This is a genomic window from Nocardiopsis suaedae (genome assembly GCF_027706745.1).
Taxonomy (GTDB): domain Bacteria; phylum Actinomycetota; class Actinomycetes; order Streptosporangiales; family Streptosporangiaceae; genus Nocardiopsis_A; species Nocardiopsis_A suaedae.
In genome coordinates this window covers 85392-103158 of the sequence record NZ_JAQFWP010000007.1, presented here as the reverse complement: position 1 = coordinate 103158, position 17767 = coordinate 85392, and the positions used below count along the sequence as shown (strand labels likewise).

Below are 17767 nucleotides of genomic sequence, written 5' to 3'. Positions count from 1 at the left end.
ACGATACTTTCAGTTACGACGCGGTATGTCGTCGCAGCTCCGAGTGATGAGGAAACCAGACGTGAGCGTGACCGGATACGCCGAACAGGCGGTCGCGGTGGTCGGCGCGGGGTGCCGGCTGCCGGGCGGGATCGACGGGCTCGACGCCCTGTGGCAGGCCTTGGAGGGCGGGCGCGACCTGGTGGGCCGCGTCCCCGAGGACCGGTTCGACACCGCCCGCTTCGTGGACGAGTCGGCACCCCGGCCGGGCAAGAGCTATACGGCCGCGGGCGCCTTCCTGGACGACGTCGCCTCCTTCGACGCCGACTTCTTCGGCATCTCCCCCCGGGAGGCCGCCCCCATGGACCCGCAGCACCGGCTGCTGCTGGAGATGACGGCCGAGGCCCTGGACGACGCCGCGATCGCCCCCTCGCGGCTGGCGGGCACCGGCACCGGGGTGTTCGTCGGGATCTCCGACTCCTCCTACGGCGCCCTGCAGATGTCGTCGAACCAGCGGATCGGGCCCTACACCGCGCCCGGCGGCGCCCACTCGATCGCCGCCAACCGGGTGTCCCACGCCTTCGACCTGCGCGGCCCCAGCATGGCCGTCGACACGGCCTGCTCGTCCTCGTTGATCGCCCTGGAGCGCGCCTGCCGCCAGGTGGCCGCGGAGGGCGGGACCGCCCTCGCGGGCGGGGTGAACCTGCTCCTGAGCCCGCACGTGTTCGTGGCCTTCTCCCAGGCCTCCATGCTCTCCCCCGCCGGACGGTGCGCGACCTTCTCGGCGAACGCCGACGGCTTCGTGCGGGCCGAGGGCGGCGGAATGGTGGTCCTCAAGCGCCTGGAGGACGCGCGCGCCGACGGCGACCGGGTGCACGCCGTGCTGGTCGGCTGGGGCGCCAACAGCGACGGCCGCACCGCCGGGCTGGCGCTGCCCAGTCCCGAGGCGCAGGAGGAACTGCTGCGCTCCGTCTACGACCGGTCCGGGACCGATCCCGCCCGGCTGGTCTACATGGAGGCGCACGGCACCGGGACGCCCGTGGGCGACCCGTCGGAGTGCACGGCGATCGGCCGCGCGCTCGCGCGGAGCCGCCCGCGTCCCCTGCCCATCGGCTCGGTCAAGTCCAACCTCGGCCACCTCGAACCCGCCTCCGGGATGGCCGGGCTGTTCAAGGCCATGCTGGTGCTTCGGCACCGGCGCATCCCCGAGTCGCTGCACGCGTCACCGCTCAACCCCGACATCGACTTCCCGGCGCTCGGCCTGGCCCCCGCGGTGGCGCCGCTGGACGTGTCCGCCCCGGAGGACGGACCCGCGCTCGCGGGGGTGAACTCCTTCGGGTTCGGCGGCGCCAACGCCCACGTCGTCGTCGCTGAGCCGCCCGCCGCGCCCGCCCCCGTGCACGAGGGCGCCGCCGACTCCGCCGCACCGCTTCCCGTGGTCGTCTCCGCCCGGACGCCCGAGGCGCTCGCCGAGGCCGCCGGGCGCACGGCCGAACGGCTGGAGTCGGCCGACCCGGCCGAGTTCTACGACATCGCCTACACCTCCGCCGTCCGCAGGGGCGCCCACCCGCTCCGGGTCGCCGTGCGCGCCGAGGATCCCCGCCGGGCCGCCCGCCTGCTCCGCGCGGCCGACACCGCCGGCGCCTCCCCCGCCGCCGACGACGGCCGCGTCGCCTTCGTCTTCTGCGGCAACGGCGCCCAGTGGGCCGGGATGGGCGCCGACCTCCTCCACCACGACCCGGTGTTCACCGAGGCCGTCCATGGGGCCGACGCCGCCCTGGCACCCCATCTGGACTGGTCGGTCGCCAAAGAGATGGCCCTGCCGCCGGAGCAGTGGCGCCTGGAGCGCACCGAGGTCGCCCAGCCCCTCCTCTTCGCCGTGCAGGTGGGCCTGGACCGCATGCTCCGGGCGCAGGGCGTCCGGCCCTCCGCCGCCGTCGGGCACAGCGTCGGCGAAGTCGCGGCCGCCTGGACGTGCGGCGCCCTGACCCTCGACCAGGCGGCGCGCGTCGTCGCCGCCCGGGGCCTGGCCCAGGCGCCCACCGCGGGCACCGGGCGCATGGCGGCCGCCGCCCTCTCCCCCGAGCAGGCGGAAGAGGCGCTGGCCGGCCACCCCGGGCTGGAGATCGCCGGGATCAACAGCGCGGGCGACGGGGCACGCCTGGCGGACCTGGGCGCCGAGCTGGAGCGGCGCGGCGTCTTCTTCCGCATGCTCGACCTCGACTACGCCTTCCACAGCTCGGCCATGGACGCGGCGCGCGACCCCCTGCTGGCCGCGCTGGAAGGGCTCGCGCCGTCCGCCCCTGAGATCCCCTTGGCCTCCACGGTCACCGGCGGCCTCGTCGAAGGGGCCGCCACCGGCGCCGAGCACTGGTGGCGGGGGGTGCGCGACCCGGTCCTGTTCGGGCCGGCCGCCGAGCGGCTGCGCGACGCGGGCATCGGGGTGTTCGTCGAGGTCGGGCCGCACCCGGTGCTGCGCTCCTACCTGCGCCGCACTCTGAACGGCGGCCGGAGCCCCCGCGCCGTCCGCGCCACCCTGGAGCGCGGCGCGCCCGGCCCACACGCCATGGAGGCGGCCGTCGACGGGATCCTCGCCGCCGGGGCCGACATGGACCGGCGGGCGCTCTTCCCCCGGGCCGGGCGGGTGGCCGACCTTCCCGCCTACCCCTGGCAGCGGGAGCGGCACTGGCAGGGCGAACGCGACCAGTGGGCCGCCGTCCCCGCGGGCCCGGTCGAGCACCCCCTGCTCGGCCAGCGGCTCCCCGCCGCGGCCCCGTCCTGGGAGGGGCCGGTCGAGCCCGCGATGGCGCCCTGGATCGGCGACCACCGGCTCGGCGGGACCGTGGTCTTCCCCGGCGCGGGGTACATCGAGATCGCCCTGGCCGCCGGGGAGAGGGCGCTCGGCGGCCCGGTGGAGGCCGACGGGTGGGAGTTCACGCGCGCCCTGCCCATCGACTGGTCCCGGGCCGGCGAGGTCCGCGTACAGACCTCGCTGTCGCTGCGCGACGGGACCGTGGACATCACCAGCACCGACCGCCCGGGCGCCGATCCGCGGCCGCACGCGCGCGGGCGGGTGCGGCGCCTGGTCGGGCGGGCCCCGGAGCCGCTGGACCTGGAGGCGGCCCGGCGGCGGTGCCCGGCCTCCTCCGGTCCCGAGGAGGTGTACGAGCGGTTCACGGCGATCGGCCTCAACTACGGCCCCGCCTTCCGGCCGCTGACCGGGACCCGGATCGGCCCGGGAGAGGTCCTGGCCTCCTACAGCGCCGCCTCCCCCTTGGACCGGCTCGTCCTCCCCCCGGTGATCCTCGACGCCTGCCTGCAGGCCGGGCTCCCCATGGCCGAAGGCCTCCTGGAGCACGACGCCCTCTTCCTCCCGGTGAAGATGGCCTCGGTCAGGGTCTGGCGCGCCCCGGAAGCGCAAGGCTGGGTGCACGTCCTCGACCGGACGCGGAGCGCCGAGGAGCCGTGCTGGGACATGCTCGTCACCGACTCCGAGGGACGGGTCTGCGCGGAGATCCAGGGGGCGCGGCTGCGGAGGCTCTCCGGCCACGGCCCGCGTCGGCTGAACGTCCAGCGGACCGTGCTGGAAGCCGCGCCCCTTCCGGACGCCCCGCGCGGGGCGGGAGTCCCCGCGCACGCAGCGCTGCCGTCCCCGGCGCAGGCGCTCGCGCGCGCGGAGGACCGCCTCAGGGAGGTGCGTGAGGACTGGCCCCGGTGGGGGCACCCGCGCTTCGTCGAGGACGTGAAGACGTGCCTGTCCCACGCGGTGGCCCGGTGGCTGACCGAACTGGTGCCCGGGGCCGCCGACGGCGGGGCGGCCCCCGCCGACCTGGAGGCCGCCGGGATCCGGGGCCACTTCCGCCGCTTCCTCGACCTCTGCCTGCCGACCGCGGAGAGCCGGGGAGTGCTCTCCCGCACGGAGGAGGGGCGCCTCAGGGCGCACACCTCTCCCGAGCGGTTCGATGCCGCGTTCCGCACCCTCTTCGACGAGCACCCGGCCTACACCCCGGCCGCGATGCTGGCCCTACGCCACTCCGCCGAACTGGCGCCCATGGCGCGGGGGGAGACCGACCCCCTGGAGCTGTTCGCCGACGCCGGGGGCGGCGAGCTCCTGCGCCAGTTCTTCGCCACCAGTCCACCGTTCCTGTTCTGCTACCGCCTGGCGCAGGCCCTGCTCGGAGGAATCCTGGACGGACTCCCCCGGGACCGGCCCCTGCGCGTGCTGGAGATCGGCGCGGGCACCGCCGGCCTCACCGGGGCCCTGCTCCCCCTGCTCCCGGCGGACCGCACCCTGTACACCGTCACCGACGCCTCGCCCTACTTCTTCGCGGCGGCCCAGAAGCAGCTGGCGGAGTACGACGGCGTCGAGTACCGGGTCCTCGACCTGAACGCCGACCCCGCCGAGCAGGGGTTCACACCCGGCGGGTACGACCTGGTGGTCGCCGCCAACGCACTGCACACGGCCGAGGACATGGCCGCGGCCCTGCCCCGGGTGGCGTCGCTGCTGGCCCCGGACGGGCGACTGCTCGCGGTCGAACAGCACGACGCGGTGGCGCCCGCGCTGGGCTTCGCCGTCCTGGAATCGTTCTGGGAGGCCGCCGACACCGGTCTGCGCCCCGACGGCGCGTTCCTCTCCCGCGGGCAGTGGGCGCCGCTGCTGCGCGAGGCCGGTTTCACCGGCATCGTCCAGGTCGGCGACGACGAGGGCCCAGACGCCGAGGCCTTCTCGGTGATCCTGGCGGCACGGGGCGCGGACGCGCCCGCCGCCGCGCCGCCGCCCGGCGCACCGGCCCCCGGAGGGGTGCACGTGGTCGTCGCCGAGGACACCGACGAACTGCCGACGGCCGAATCGCTCGCGGGAATGTGTCCTGAGGGCCGTGCGGCGGCCGCCCCCGGGGACGAGGAGGGCTGGCGGGCCCTGCTGGGGGCCGACGCGGCGGAGGCGACCGTCACCGTACTGCTGTCCGCCCCCTCCGGCGCGGGCGGCGGGGACGGCGGCTGGGCCCCCGATCCGGTCGGGTCCGCCGACCGCCGGGGCGCGCTGCTGCGCGGCCTGGTCGCCGCGCTGCCCGAGAGCGGCGCCGACCGGGACCTGGTCCTGGTCACCCGGCCCAGCGGGGTGCACCCCGCCCCGGAGCGGTGCGAGGAGCCGGCCGACGCCGCCGTATGGGGGATGGCGCGCACCCTGTCCAACGAGCGCCCCGACCTGTCCGTCACCCGCATCAGCCTGGAGCGCGGCCCGGACGCCGCGGCCGACGCCCGGCGCCTGGCCGCCGAGCTGGCCGAGCGGTCGGCGGAGGACGAGGTCGTCCTCACCCGCAACGGGCGCTTCGTGCCCCGCGTCGTCGAGGACGCCCCGACCGTTCCCGCCGATGAGGCCGGACCGGTCGCGCTCGCGCTGCACGACATCGGGCTCGGCTACCGGCTGGAGTGGACCCGCTCCGGCGGATCGGCCGTCCCGTCCGCCCTGGCACCGGGGATGGTCGCGATCGACGTCCGCGCCGCCGCGCTGAACTACCGGGACGTCATGCGGGCGAGCGGCCTGCTCCCCGCCGAGCTGGTGGAGGGCACCCACACCGAGCACGGCCTCGGCCTGGAGTGCGCCGGAGTGGTCAGTGCGGTGGGGCCCGGCGTGCGGTCGGTCGCGCCCGGAGACCGCGTCATGGCCATCGCCCCGCACAGCCTGGCCTCGCAGGCCCTCACCTTCGAACACGCGCTGTGCCCGGTCCCCGAGGGGGTGTCCTTCGCCGAGGCGGCGACCATGTCGGTGGTCTACGGCACCGTCGACCACGCCCTGGGCGAGGTGGCCCGGCTGGGCGAAGGGGAGACGGTCCTCGTCCACGGGGGTGCGGGCGGCGTCGGGCTCGCGGCGCTCCGGTACGCCCGCATGTGCGGCGCCGAGGTGATCGCCACCGCGGGGTCCGGAGCGAAGCGCTCGCTGCTGCGCCGCCTGGGGGTGCGGCACGTGCTGGACTCGCGCAGCCTGGACTTCGCCTACCGGGTGAGGGAGCTGACCGGCGGACGCGGCGTCGACGTGGTGCTGAACTCCCTGGCGGGCGAGGCGCTGCAGCGCAGCCTGGAGGTCCTGGCCCCGTTCGGGCGCTTCGTGGAGCTGGGCAAGCGCGACTTCGTGGAGAACAGCCCCCTGCCGATGCGGCCGCTGGGCGACAACACCGCCTTCTTCGGGGTCGACCTGACCGGCCTGGTCAACGACACCGGGCGGTGCCGCCGGATGTTCGAGCGGGTGGCGCGGCGCATCCACGCCGGCGACTACCGGCCCCTGCCGCACACCGCCTACCCGGCCGCACGGGTCCGGGAGGCGTTCACCCTGCTCCAGCACTCCCGGCACGTCGGCAAGGTGGTCGTCACCCTCGACCCCCTCGACCCTCTGGGGGACGTCCGGGACGGCGGCGGCGCGCCCGCCGCCCCGCGGCCCGACGGGACCTACCTGGTCACCGGCGGGCTGGAGGGCCTCGGCGCGGCCACCGCGCGGCGCCTGGCCCGGCGCGGGGCCCACCGCCTGGCCCTGGTCTCGCGCAGGGGCGCGTCGGCGCCGGGGGCCGAGGCCCTCGTCGAGGAGCTGGCCGGGCTGGGGGCCCAGGCCACCGCCTACGCGGCCGACTGCTCCGACGCCGCGGCGATGCGGGCGGTGCTGGAGGGCATCGAGGCGGACGGGTCCGAGCTGCGCGGGGTGGTGCACGCGGCCATGTGCCTGGACGACGACGAGTTCGGCGAGCTCGGCGGCGGGCGCTTCGCCACCGCCCTGGTCCCCAAGATCGGCGGGGCACAGGTGCTCGACGACCTCACCCGGGGCCGGGACCTCGACCTGTTCTGCGTCTACTCGTCGGAGGCGAGCCTGTTCGGGAGCATTCGGCAGGCGTCCTACAACGCCGCCAACGCCTACCTGGAGGCGCTCGTCCGTGCCCGTCGCGCGCGCGGGGAGGCGGGCACGGCCGTGCAGTGGGGGCAGATCTCGGACACCGGATACGTCGCGCGCCACGGGCTGTCCCTCGTCCTGAGCCGGTTCGGGCTCGACCCGATCACCTCGGACGAGGCGTTCGGCGCCCTGGAGCGCCACGGCGGCCACGACGTGTTCGGCGTGGCGCGGCTCAACATGGGCGAGCTGCGCCTGTCGATGCCCAAGGTCACGTTGTCGCCGCGGATGAGCTCGCTGGCCGGCGCGGCGAGCGGGGACGCCGCCTCGCTCCAACAGCAGATCCTGGACCGGCTGGCGGGCCTGAGCCCCGCGCAGGCGCACCGGGCGCTCTCGGACCACTTGGCCAAACTGCTGGGCGGGGTCATGCAGGTCGACCCCGACCGGCTGGACCACCACCGCCGCCTGGACGAGTACGGCATGGACTCACTGATGGCGACGGAGCTGCTGGCGACGTTCAACCACGAGTACGGGTTGGAGATCCCGCCGTTGGAGCTGTTGCGCAGCGGCGGGACCATCGCCGACCTGAGCCAGCTGATCCTGCTCAGGCTCGGGCTCGCGGCGAAGGGGCCGGAGGCCGGGGCGTCGCCGGAGGAAACCGGGGATGCGGTCACCGCGGATGCCCCGGAGGGCCGGGCCGGAACGACCGGTGCAGCCGACGGGAGCGGAGCGGTCGCGCCCGTGGCCTGACCTCCTGGGGTGGGCGGACACGGCTGGTAACATAAAGTCATCTACCCATGACTTTATGTGTCACCCGAAAGGGGTTCACCACCCGTGTCCGCCCCCGCCCCGCCGTCCGACGGCGTGCCGCCCGCCGAGCCCGGAAGGACGGGCTGGAGGCGGTTCGCCGTCGTCCTCCTGGCCGCCCTGGCCGCTGCCGCCGCCATGGCGTTCTGGACCGCGCGCGGGGGTGTGGCCGCGTCGCTCGCGGTCTCCGGGCACGTCTTCAAGGTGCGCGCCGACCGGCTGGAGGGCACCGGCTTCGCCCAGTACCCCGACACCGCGGTCACCGCCGACGGCGAGGCCCACCCCGTCGCCCTGACCGTCATCGACAGCGCCGAGCTCGACGACCTGTGCCAGTCGGCGCTGATCGACACCCCCGTCGGGCAGGCGACCTTCCTCGTCCGCGCGGGCGGGGACGGGCGGCCGGTGCGGGCCGAGCACATGGTGGTGGACATGCGCCAGCTCACCGGTGACGCCGAGTTCGGCGACATCGAGATCGGTCGGGACGCCTCCACCCTGGCCAACGACTCCGGCCGGACCGGGGAGCCCGGGGGCTTCGCCCTGCAGGGCCGCACCGTGGAGATCACCGGCCTGCGCCAGCGGGCGTACTCCGTCAACGCCGGGACCTTCACGCTGACCGGCCTCGAACTCGAAGTGAAGCGCGGCGACCACGAATGTTTCTGATCCCCGCATCCGCCGCCTCCGCCGCCCCGGGCCGCGTCCGCCGGGGCCGGCTCACCCGCCGGGGCCGGTTCCGCCACTGGCGCCGGTCGCGCCCGTTCTGGGGCGGGCTGCTGGTGACGGCGGGCGGCGCCGCGGTGGCGCTGGCCCCGCTCGCCCCCCTGCCGCTCATCTTCCAGCAGGGCGTGGCCGGGGTGTCGGGGTACGCGGTGGGCCTGCTCATGGTGGCGGTCGGCGTGCTGAGCTGGGCACAGCCGGCGCAGCGGGTGTTCTTCGGCCTCACGGCCGTGCTGCTGTCGCTGTTCTCGTTCCCCGCCTCCAACTTCGGCGGCTTCGGCGTCGGGATGCTGCTCGGCCTGACCGGCGGCGCCCTGCTGACGGCTTGGATCCCGGGAGGCTCCGCCGACCGCGCGGAATGACCCCTCGGAGGGGGTCATCCCTGCCGTCTGCGGGCGCGGAAGGCGGCGGCCTTGGTCCTGTTCTGGCAGGCGGTGGAGCAGAACCGGCGCGTACCGTTGCGCGAGGTGTCGGCGAACACCCGGTCGCACCGCTCGGCCGAGCAGATGCCCAGGCGGCCCGCCGCCGAGCTTCCCAGGACCACGGCCAGACCCGTCGCCATGGCCGCGCACCAGCCGACCGCCCAGGGGGCGTCGACGGCGTGGAAGTGCAGGTGCCACGGCTCGTCGCCGTGCCGGGCCAGGACCGGCATCGCCTTGGTGTCGGCCATGAGGGCGTTGGCGGCCCCACAGGCGGCGTCCATGTCGCCGGCCTCCACCGCGGCGAAGACCCGGTACATGCGCCGGACCAGCCCGCGCATCTCCTCGACCTCCTCCGGCGCGGGGATCTCGTGGGCGTACTGGCGCCCGGCCGCCGAGAGCGCCTCGGCGAGCACGGCGGGCCCAGCGGCCCCGTCGTGGGCGCGGCCGCCCTGCTCCCCGGGGACCAGCAGGTTGACGGCGCGCACGGCCGCCTCCACCACACCGCTCATGTGACTGTCGAAATCCACTTGACCGGTCACTCCCTCGCACCGTACGTTCGTCACTGTCGAAAACAGTATCGATGGTTATGGAGGACCCCGTGACCGCAACCGACCAGAGCGCCCGCGTCCCGGCCGACGCAGCGGCCGAGTGGATCGCGCGCTGGGACGCCCAGCAGGAGGGCTACATCCCCTTCCGCGAGGAGCGCTTCGCCGTCCACGCCGACGCGGTCGCCGCCGCCCTGGACGACGTCGAGGCCCCCGTCGTCGTCGACCTGGGGTGCGGCCCGGGGTCGCTGACCGCGCGGCTCGCCGACCGGCTCCCGAACGCCTCGTTCATCGGCGTCGACGCCGACCCCCTGCTGCTGGGCCTGGCCACGGCGCACTACGGGGACACCGCGCGCTGGGTCCGCGCCGACCTGGCCGACCCGTCCTGGGCCGGGGCGCTGCCCCCGGTGGTGCACGCGGCCGTGTCCACCACGGCGCTGCACTGGATGGGGCGCGACGACCTGGCCGCCCTGTACCGCTCTCTGGCCGGGCGCACCGCCCCCGGCGGGGTGTTCGCCAACGCCGACCACATGCCGCTTCCCGATGAGCGCATGAACGCGCTCGCCGACGCGGTCGGGCGCGGGCGCACCGGCCGCGCCGAGACCGGGGAACGCGAGGAGTGGGGCCCGTGGTGGGACGCCGCCCTGGCCGACGAGCGGCTGGCGCCCCTGCGGGCCGAGAAGCGCCCGACCCCGCAGACCACCGAGGACGCCCCCACGGGCACGCCCGAGCACCACCACGGCAGCAACCTGCTCTCGGCCGCCGACCACCTGGACCTGCTGCGCGAGGCCGGGTACGCCTCCGCCGGGGTCCTGTGGCAGGCGGGCGACGACCACCTGGTGGCCGCCGTCCGCTGACCTCCCGGCTCTCCGGCCCCCTCCCCCCTGCCGAGGCGATCTCCGGACGTTTCAGTCGCTGTGGGGGAGCCCGCTACCTGGCCGGGGGACCAACCTGGTCGACGACATGAAGCGCGGCGTCAGGGAGCGGAGCTGCTCGTGGACGTGCGACGCTTGCCCCTCGGGGGCACCGTCCCCCTCCCCGGCAAAGGGCTGCACATCGGCGCGGGCGTGCCCGACTCCGACCTCGCCGCGGACCCGGCCGTCCGGCACGGCTACCCGGTGCTGTCGAAGGCGCTGCTGTCCGGCGCCTCCGGCCGGCTCCGCAACCTGGCCACCACCGGCGGCAACCTGCTGCCCCTACTGGCCGTCCTGGGGACCTCCGAGCACTGCGCGGCGGCGCTGTGCGCCCCGGACGCGCGTGGTGGTGGCGGGCGGCGCCGGATCCCCGTCACCGACCTCCCCTTCCTCCCCGGGAAGCACGCCGCGCCGGGAGACCGCGCTCTCTCCCGGGGAGGTCAGCCGTATTCAGCGATGACGTCGCGGGCGGCCTCGAGCTCGGCGCTCTTGGCCTGCGCGAACCCCTCGAACACATCGGGTTCCGCATGAACGGCCTCGAGCTGGATGCGGCTCTCGACCCCGGACCACACTTCGACCAGGCGGGTGGAGCGCTTGCACCGGACGTCGGCCTCGGCGACGGCGATCTCGTGGTCGGTCGGGCGCTCCGACCGCGCCCACGCGGGATCGCCCAGGACCTCCATCGGATCGGAGTAGTCGAACCCGCCGTCCCGCATGCACGCGCTCCAGGCACCGAAGACGCGCTCGACCGCGGGATCCTCCATCGATGCCTCGAACGCCTCGGACTCGTAGTCGAAGACGCGCGATTCGGCGGGCGGTGGCACATCCTCGCGCAGCCGGTCCTCCGCCCGCTCTTGGCACCCGCCCCCGCCGTCCTCGCCCCCGCCGCCGAAGGCGGCGCGCTCGTCCCCGGGGGACAGCTCCTCACGCTCTTCGTGCACCCGCAGGCGCTCTCGTGTCTCCGGCGCGGGCGGCGGCATGTGGTATCCGTAGCGCGCAGCGACCTGCGGCTCGATCAGGCCGTACCGCCGCCGGTCCGTCGGCGCGGGGTCGCGCACCGGCGGCTCGAGGACCTCCCACTCCCTGCCGAGGTCGCGCATGCACGAGCGCATGAGCAGGTCCCGTGCGTACGCGACCTCCTGGTGGTCCACCACGGAGAGCCGGTACTCGTCAAAGGGAACGTGCAGGGCGTACACCTCCGGGGCGACCGGGACGGGACCGTCCTCCCCCGCCGCCCCGGAGCCCGCAGCGCAGCCCACCGCGGCCAGGAGGGCCAGGACCGCGCCGAATCCGCGCACGGACCGGCCCGCGGGTCCCGCCCCCCTGTTCCCGGACCGTTTCGACACGGTGTCTCTCGACCGCCTCTCAGCCGTGGAAGATGATGCAGCTCGCACGGTTGTCGAAGTCGTTGTTGGTCAGATCCCGGTCCTCGGAATCGGCGCGGGCGTAGTAGGTTATGCCTCCACAGCTGCTCCCCCCGTGCTGGTACATGGAGATTCCGTGGTCGGCGTGGTTCTTCATGGAACTGATGTGGTCGTTCATGGCGCCGCCGCCATCGAAGTAATTGTTCGCCAGGTTGCGGTCGCTTCCGTTGAACTCCTGGTTGCGGCCGTTGAAATCGTCGTGCTCATAGACGTGGAAGTCGGCGGCGGCCGCCGTCCCGACCATTCCGGAGAATCCGAGGAGGCCGACACTCGCGACGATCGCGATCTTTTTCAGCACGACATACTCTCCTTTCGAGAGGAAAACGGCTCCCGTGGCGATCCACGGCGATCCACGGACAGCGGAGTTGATGCTATGCACGGGCTCCGAGTACCACAAGGGCCCCCTCGGTCCCGGGAATGAACACACCCGGCGATAGTCGCGTTCCCCCTGCTTTCACGCTTATTATTCGAATGAGGCGTCCGGGACTCTCGGGTTCCGGTTCCGGTTCCGGGCCCCGCCCCCGACCGCTTCCTGCCCTGAGTCCCTTCCCTGGGAAGGAGGCCGACCGCCCGTGGACGGGAATCCCGGGCCCCGGCTCGGTGCGCGCCGCGCCGGCCCCGCGGGAAAACGCGACACGCCGACCGGGCGGACACGCCTCCGGCGCCGGTGCGGGTATCACCGGAGGGCGGGAGGTGCCCCGGCACCGCCCGGCCCGGCCGGGCACCGCCGGCCGGGCACCGCCGCGAACCGAGGACCGCACGTGAAAGACGACCCGTCCCTGCTCTACCGGCTCGGCGACGCCGCCTGGCGGATCCTGCTCATCGGAACCGTCATCGTCCTGCTGCTGTGGGGGCTGGCCTACGTCAAGGTCGTCTCCGTCCCCGTGGTGCTCGCCGTCTTCCTCACCTCGATGCTGATGCCGCTGGTACTGCGCCTGCGCCGCCTGGGGCTGGGGCGCGGCCCGGCCACCACCGGCGCCTTCCTGGGCGCCCTCGTCGTGCTCGGCGGCGTCGTCACCCTGGTCGTGCGGCCCGCGGTCTCGGGGACCGAGGACCTGGTCGAGAGCCTCGGGCGGGTGCCGGACACCCTGCAGCGGTACGCCTACACCCTGGGCCTGGACCCGCTGCTCCTCAACGACGTGGTGGACTCGGCCTCCCAGGAGGCCACCCGGATGGTCGAGCAGAACCGCCAGCAGCTCGTCACCGGGGTGTGGTCGGCCGGGACCGCCGCCCTGGAGGTCCTGGTGGGGGCGCTGCTGGTGCTGGTGCTGACCGTGTACTTCCTGCACTCGGGCGACCGGCTGATGGAGTGGAGCTACTCGCTGCTGCCGTCCGCCTCCCGGCCGGGCCTGCGCGCCTCGGCCGAGGCCGCCTACGGGGTGGTGGGCCGCTACATCCGCGGCGTGGCCATCGTGGGCCTGATCGACGCGGTCGGCATCGGCGTCCCGCTGCTCTTCCTCATCGATCCGGCGCTGGCCGCGCCGCTCATCCTGCTCACCTTCCTGGGCGCCTTCCTGCCGATCGTCGGCGCCTTCATCTCGGGGCTGTTGGCGGCGCTGGTCGCCTTCGTCACCGAGGGCCTGGTGACCGCGCTGATCGTGGTGGCGGTGGTGCTGCTGGTCCAACAGGCCGAGAGCCACATCTTCGCCCCGCGCGTCTACGGCAAGGCGCTGGACCTGCCCAGCGCCGTGGTACTGGTGGCCATCGCCTGCGGCGGCGTGATCGGCGGCATCCTCGGGATGTTCCTGGCCACCCCGGTGGCGGCGGTGGTGGCGGCGCTGCTGCGCGAGCGCCCGTTCGCGGCGGCCGAGGCCGAGGCCTCGGAGGGCACCGCCCCGGAAGACGGGGGCGGCGCGCCGAAACCGTCGAAGGGGAAAGCGAAGGCGAAGGCGGCGGCAGCGAGCTCCCCCGCCGAGGGCGGCCCCGGGGGCGGCGGCAAGGACTCGGGCACAGGCACGGGAACAGGCACTGGCGCGGGCACGGGCCGAGGCGCCACCGCCGAGGGCGACTCCTGACCCCGCCCCTCACCCGCCCTGCACGACCCGCCCCCGGCTGAAATCGCCCGTCCGCAGCGCCTCGGCCGGGAAGGGATAGGGAACCAGCCTCCGACGACACCGCTGTGGGCCCCTAGCGGGGCAGGGGCGGCAGTTCGTGCTCCAGCCCCGGGGCGGGGTCGCGGGCGGTCTCCTCCAGGCGGCGCGCGATGGCCTGGGCCGCCGTCTTGAGGGGCGGGACGAGGCGCGCCGGGTCGGCCCTGTGGCTGCGGACGACGATGCCCAGGGCGGCCGCGGGTTCGGGGGGCGGGTCGCCCGTCCCGTCCCGCCGCGCGGCCCCTTGAGTGTCCGGTCCGCTGCCGACCTGCGCCACCGGGACCGCGACCGACACCGACCCCAGGGTCATCTCCTCCCGCGTCAGCGCGTACCCCCGCCTGGCGACCGCGCGCAACTCGCGGTCCAGCCGCCCGCGTTCGACCAGCGTGAAACCGGTGGGGCGCGGCAGGGTCCGGCCGAGATAGCCCTCGCGCACCGCCGGGTCCGCGCCCGCCAGGAGCGCCTTGCCGACGCCGGTCGCGTGCAGCGGGAGCCGCCCGCCGACCCTGGACACGATCGGCACCGACCGGTGCCCGCACAGCTTCTCCACGTACAGCGTGTCGAAGCCGTCCCGGACCGCCAAGTGGATGTTCTCCCTCGTGGCCTCGTACAGGTCCTGCATGTACGGCAGGGCGACCTGCCGGAGACGGCTGGACACCGGCGCGAGCAGCCCCATCTCCCACAACCGGTTGCCCACCCTGAAGCGGCCGTCGCTCCCCCGCTCCAGCGCGCGCCAGGACTCCAGCTCACCGGCCAGGCGGTGCGCGGTCGCCAAGGGCAGCTCCGCCCGGCGCGCCAGCTCCGACAGCGTCAGCGCCGGATGGGCCACGTCGAAGGCGGCCAGCAGCCGCAGCGCGCGGCCCGTCACGGAGCGGCCTTCCCGCTCGGCGTCGGCGGCCATCCGCGCCCCCTCTCCACGCCTCCGTTCCCGGGGCCCGGCCGGGCCCCGGGGCCTTCCACTGAACGGAAGCCAAGACTAGCCCGTGACTCAGGACACCTAGTTGGGTGGCCCCATGCACACACGAGTGGGAATCCTCGGAGCCGGCCCTGCGGGCCTGGTGCTCTCCCTCCTCCTGGCCGAACAGGGCATCGAGTCCGTGATCGTGGAGACGCGCACGCGCGAGGAGATCGAACGGACCATCAGGGCCGGAGTCCTGGAACAGGGGACCGTCGACCTGCTGGTGCGGCACGGGGTCGGCGACCGCGCCCTCGCCCAGGGCGCGCGCCACGACGGGGTCGAGTTCCGGTTCGGCGGCGCGCCGCACCGCATCGACTTCGCCGGGCTGGTCGGCCGGTCGGTGTGGCTCTACCCGCAGCACGAAGTACTGAAGGACCTCATCGCCGCACGTCTGGCCGCCTCGGCCGACATCCGGTTCGGCTGCTCGGAGGTGGAGCCGCGCGGGATCGGCGGCGACCGCCCCGTCATCGCCTTCACCGGCGCCGACGGGACGCGGGAGGAGCTGGTGTGCGCGGTGGTGGCCGGGTGCGACGGGTCGAACGGGATCAGCCGCCGGTCGATCCCCGAAACGGCGCGGACCGAGCACTTCCGCGCCTACCCCTTCGGGTGGTTCGGCATCCTCGCCGAGGCGCCGCCGTCCTCGGACGAGCTGGTCTACACGCACTCCGAACGGGGGTTCGCACTGATCAGCACGCGCAGCCCCGAGGTGCAGCGGATGTACTTCCAGTGCGCTCCGGACGAGGACGCGGACTCCTGGAGCGATGCGCGGATCTGGGACGAGCTGCAGGCGCGCGTGGCCGGGGACGGCTTCTCCCTCCGAGAGGGGGCGATCTTCCAGCGGGGCGTGATCCCGATGCGCAGCTTCGTGTGCGAGCCGATGCGGCACGGGCGCCTGTTCCTCGCCGGGGACGCCGCGCACGTGGTGCCGCCCACCGGCGCCAAGGGGCTCAACCTGGCGGTGGCCGACGTGGCCGTGCTGGCGCGTGCGCTGGCCGAGTTCTTCTCGACCGGCTCACCGGCGGGTCTGGACGACTACAGCGCGACGGCACTGCGGAGGGTGTGGCGCGCCCAGCACTTCTCGTGGTGGATGACCTCGATGCTGCACACTCCCCCGGACGCGTCCCCGTTCGACGTCCGGCGCCAGCTCGGCGAGCTGGACATGGTCACGGGGAGCGCGGCGGGGTCGGCCTACCTCGCCGAGGCGTACACGGGGTGGCCGCTGGAGGGATGAAGTCCGCCCGCCCACCACAACCCCGCTTTTGACCTGCGATTTTATGATTCTTTCACAGATTCGGGCTTCGCCCCCCGACGGGGACTCCTCCCTCCCCCAGGCCGCATAGGCCACCGGAACCACACCCCCGGGACGGCGGCGCCCCTCCCTCAGGCGTCCAGGACCTCGAACTCCACGGCGAAGCCGACGCCGTTGCGGGCCCCGGCCTCCGTGGCGGACCGGCGCAGCATGGACTTGTGGTCGAAGCCCTCCAGCGCCGCCATGTACACCTCGTGGGCGTCCAGGGAGGCGATCCCCGTCTTCAGGTCGTCCTCCTCGAAGGGGGTGTAGTGGGTCGCCCGGGGCGAGGCGGCGAACGCCACCGCCCGCACGCCCTTCCAGGCCTTGAGGCCCTCCTCGGCCAGTTCGGGGAAGACCCACGTGTTGGCGGCGTCGCGGACCGCGTCGAGCAGGGCGGGCCCGAGCACCCGGTGGTCGGCGTGGTTGTAGGAGCCCTGCCCCGGGAAGTGCTCGCGGAAGTTGATGGACAGCACCACCTCGGGGCGGTGCTCGCGGATGGAGCGCGCCAGCGCGCGGCGCAGGTCCAGGCCGTACTCCAGGGTGCCGTCGGAGAAGTCCAGGAAGTCCACGCGCTCGGCGCCCACGATGCGCCCGGCCGCACGCTGCTCCTCCACCCGCAGCGGACCGGCCTCCTCCGGCGGCACCGTCTCGATCCCCGCCTCCCCCTTGGTCACCAGGAGCTCACGGATCCGCTTGCCCTGGCGCGCCCACCTGGCGATGGCGGACGTGGCGCCGAACTCCAGGTCGTCCGGGTGCGCGACCACGGCCAGCGCACGGGTCCAGTCCTCGTCGAAGGGCTTCAGCGGCGTGTCGTTCGCGTCTTGAGCGGCCATAGGGGGACTCTAACGGCGAGGGCCCGCCCCGGCCCCGCTCCGCGCCCGTTCGGCGGGGTGAAGACCCGTGGCCGAATGCGGACACCGCCTGCGCCCGAACGGGCGTCGACCGGCGTCGGCCGGGGTCCGCGACCGCGTCAACGGCCCTCGACCGCCTCCCACAGCTCCGACACCAGGCGGCTCCCGCCGGGGACCGAGTACAGCTCGCTCGGCGTCCGCTCACCGTCCTCCAGAGTCGTCGGGCAGGCGCCGCCGAACATCCCGCCCAGGGCGGTGCCGGGGTCCTGCCTGATCTCGAACTCGTCCTCGTACACGGGCTCCCCCGTGGCGAGCTCCCGCACGTGGACGCTGAACCGCTGCGCGTACATCGCCACGGTGCGCTGTGACGGGTCGGCCGCGCTGTACGAGGAGTCCTGGTAGAGGCATTCGCCGAGCCTCTCCCCGGGCCCCTGCCCCTCGACGCAGGCGAGGAGCTCCACGTCTTCGGCGGCCTCGGGGGTCCAGCCGGTCACCGTGTTCCGGCCGGTGGAGGACGACTCGCCCTCCAGGTCCGTCAGCTCGAACCGGTCGGGGGCCCGGTCGTCCTCGGGCGCGTCGAGGAACACCGCCACCGAGTGCGGGGGGCCGGACTCCGCCTCCTTCGCCTGCGTGTACCGGCCCTCGGGGGTGTCGCAGAGCGCCCCGAGCCCTTCGAGGGAGTACTCGGCGAACTCCTCGCCGCCGACGGCCCCCCTGACCGAGGACGGCAGCACGGCGGCGCACCCGCCCGCGAGCAGGGGCAGGGCGGCGGCGAGGGCCCCGGCCCCCACCGCCCTGGGGGCACGACCGCGGGGAGGGGTGGGCGACGGCACGGCGGTCCTTTCTCGCTACCCGGGTCCGAGCGCCCGTTGGACGCCGCTCGGACGGTCGAACACCG

At 74.8% G+C, this 17767-nt stretch carries 13 protein-coding genes; 7 read left to right on the top strand and 6 right to left on the bottom strand.

What is annotated here, in order from left to right; genetic code table 11:
- Positions 1 to 61 precede the first annotated feature (61 nt).
- The 3 genes from O4U47_RS05840 (at position 62) to O4U47_RS05830 (ending at position 8736) form a co-directional block, all read left to right on the top strand.
- Complete coding sequence (locus tag O4U47_RS05840) at positions 62 to 7603, top strand: type I polyketide synthase (protein WP_270676511.1); 7542 nt, start codon at positions 62 to 64, stop codon at positions 7601 to 7603.
- A gap of 84 nt (positions 7604 to 7687) precedes the next feature.
- Entirely contained in the window at positions 7688 to 8320 is a 633-nt protein-coding gene (locus O4U47_RS05835) for a DUF6230 family protein (RefSeq protein WP_270676510.1), read from the top strand.
- Positions 8311 to 8736, top strand: coding sequence for a DUF6114 domain-containing protein (locus tag O4U47_RS05830; protein WP_270676509.1), 426 nt, complete (start codon positions 8311 to 8313; stop codon positions 8734 to 8736). Before O4U47_RS05835 ends, O4U47_RS05830 begins: the two co-directional genes overlap by 10 nt.
- Before the next feature lie 14 nt (positions 8737 to 8750).
- On the opposite strand, the gene O4U47_RS05825 is transcribed toward O4U47_RS05830, so the two are convergent.
- A complete protein-coding gene (locus tag O4U47_RS05825) occupies positions 8751 to 9323 on the bottom strand; it encodes a CGNR zinc finger domain-containing protein (protein ID WP_270676508.1) in 573 nt (190 codons plus the stop codon).
- Between the two features lie 71 nt (positions 9324 to 9394).
- Here O4U47_RS05825 and O4U47_RS05820 point away from each other — a divergent pair, with 71 nt between their 5' ends.
- Together O4U47_RS05820 and O4U47_RS05815 are read left to right on the top strand one after the other, a co-directional pair.
- The gene (locus O4U47_RS05820) at positions 9395 to 10198 is read left to right on the top strand and encodes a class I SAM-dependent methyltransferase (protein WP_270676507.1); all 804 of its coding nucleotides are present in this window, start codon (positions 9395 to 9397) and stop codon (positions 10196 to 10198) included.
- 144 nt (positions 10199 to 10342) lie between these two features.
- A complete protein-coding gene (locus tag O4U47_RS05815) occupies positions 10343 to 10786 on the top strand; it encodes an FAD binding domain-containing protein (protein WP_270676506.1) in 444 nt (147 codons plus the stop codon).
- Here O4U47_RS05815 and O4U47_RS05810 read toward each other — a convergent pair.
- Positions 10696 to 11553, bottom strand: coding sequence for a hypothetical protein (locus O4U47_RS05810; protein ID WP_270676505.1), 858 nt, complete (start codon positions 11551 to 11553; stop codon positions 10696 to 10698). The two genes, O4U47_RS05815 and O4U47_RS05810, sit on opposite strands and share 91 nt — an antisense overlap.
- 67 nt (positions 11554 to 11620) lie before the next feature.
- A complete protein-coding gene (locus O4U47_RS05805; RefSeq protein ID WP_270676504.1) occupies positions 11621 to 11977 on the bottom strand; it encodes a peptidase inhibitor family I36 protein in 357 nt (118 codons plus the stop codon).
- 463 nt (positions 11978 to 12440) lie between these two features.
- Here O4U47_RS05805 and O4U47_RS05800 point away from each other — a divergent pair, with 463 nt between their 5' ends.
- Positions 12441 to 13694 (top strand): AI-2E family transporter, encoded by a 1254-nt coding sequence (locus tag O4U47_RS05800; RefSeq protein ID WP_270676503.1) that lies wholly within the window; start codon positions 12441 to 12443, stop codon positions 13692 to 13694.
- A gap of 112 nt (positions 13695 to 13806) precedes the next feature.
- Here O4U47_RS05800 and O4U47_RS05795 read toward each other — a convergent pair whose 3' ends face one another.
- Positions 13807 to 14670: an IclR family transcriptional regulator gene (locus tag O4U47_RS05795; protein ID WP_270676502.1), complete on the bottom strand. Its 864-nt coding sequence runs from the start codon at positions 14668 to 14670 to the stop codon at positions 13807 to 13809.
- A gap of 112 nt (positions 14671 to 14782) precedes the next feature.
- On the opposite strand from O4U47_RS05795, the gene O4U47_RS05790 reads away from it, so the two are divergent.
- The gene (locus tag O4U47_RS05790) at positions 14783 to 15958 is read left to right on the top strand and encodes a 4-hydroxybenzoate 3-monooxygenase (RefSeq protein WP_270676501.1); all 1176 of its coding nucleotides are present in this window, start codon (positions 14783 to 14785) and stop codon (positions 15956 to 15958) included.
- A 149-nt stretch (positions 15959 to 16107) separates the two neighbouring features.
- On the opposite strand, the gene O4U47_RS05785 is transcribed toward O4U47_RS05790, so the two are convergent.
- Together O4U47_RS05785 and O4U47_RS05780 are read right to left on the bottom strand one after the other, a co-directional pair.
- Positions 16108 to 16851: a PIG-L deacetylase family protein gene (locus O4U47_RS05785; RefSeq protein ID WP_270676500.1), complete on the bottom strand. Its 744-nt coding sequence runs from the start codon at positions 16849 to 16851 to the stop codon at positions 16108 to 16110.
- Between the two features lie 137 nt (positions 16852 to 16988).
- Positions 16989 to 17702, bottom strand: a complete 714-nt coding sequence (locus tag O4U47_RS05780) for a hypothetical protein (RefSeq protein ID WP_270676499.1) — start codon at positions 17700 to 17702, stop codon at positions 16989 to 16991.
- Positions 17703 to 17767 lie beyond the last annotated feature (65 nt).

Bases quoted from the DNA above. Each gene is read 5' to 3' on its own strand.
- O4U47_RS05790 (WP_270676501.1), top strand. From the start codon at position 14,783: ATGCACACACGAGTGGGAATCCTCGGAGCCGGCCCTGCGGGCCTGGTG.
- O4U47_RS05785 (WP_270676500.1), bottom strand. From the start codon at position 16,851: ATGGCCGCTCAAGACGCGAACGACACGCCGCTGAAGCCCTTCGACGAG.
- O4U47_RS05795 (WP_270676502.1), bottom strand. From the start codon at position 14,670: ATGGCCGCCGACGCCGAGCGGGAAGGCCGCTCCGTGACGGGCCGCGCG.
- O4U47_RS05830 (WP_270676509.1), top strand. From the start codon at position 8,311: ATGTTTCTGATCCCCGCATCCGCCGCCTCCGCCGCCCCGGGCCGCGTC.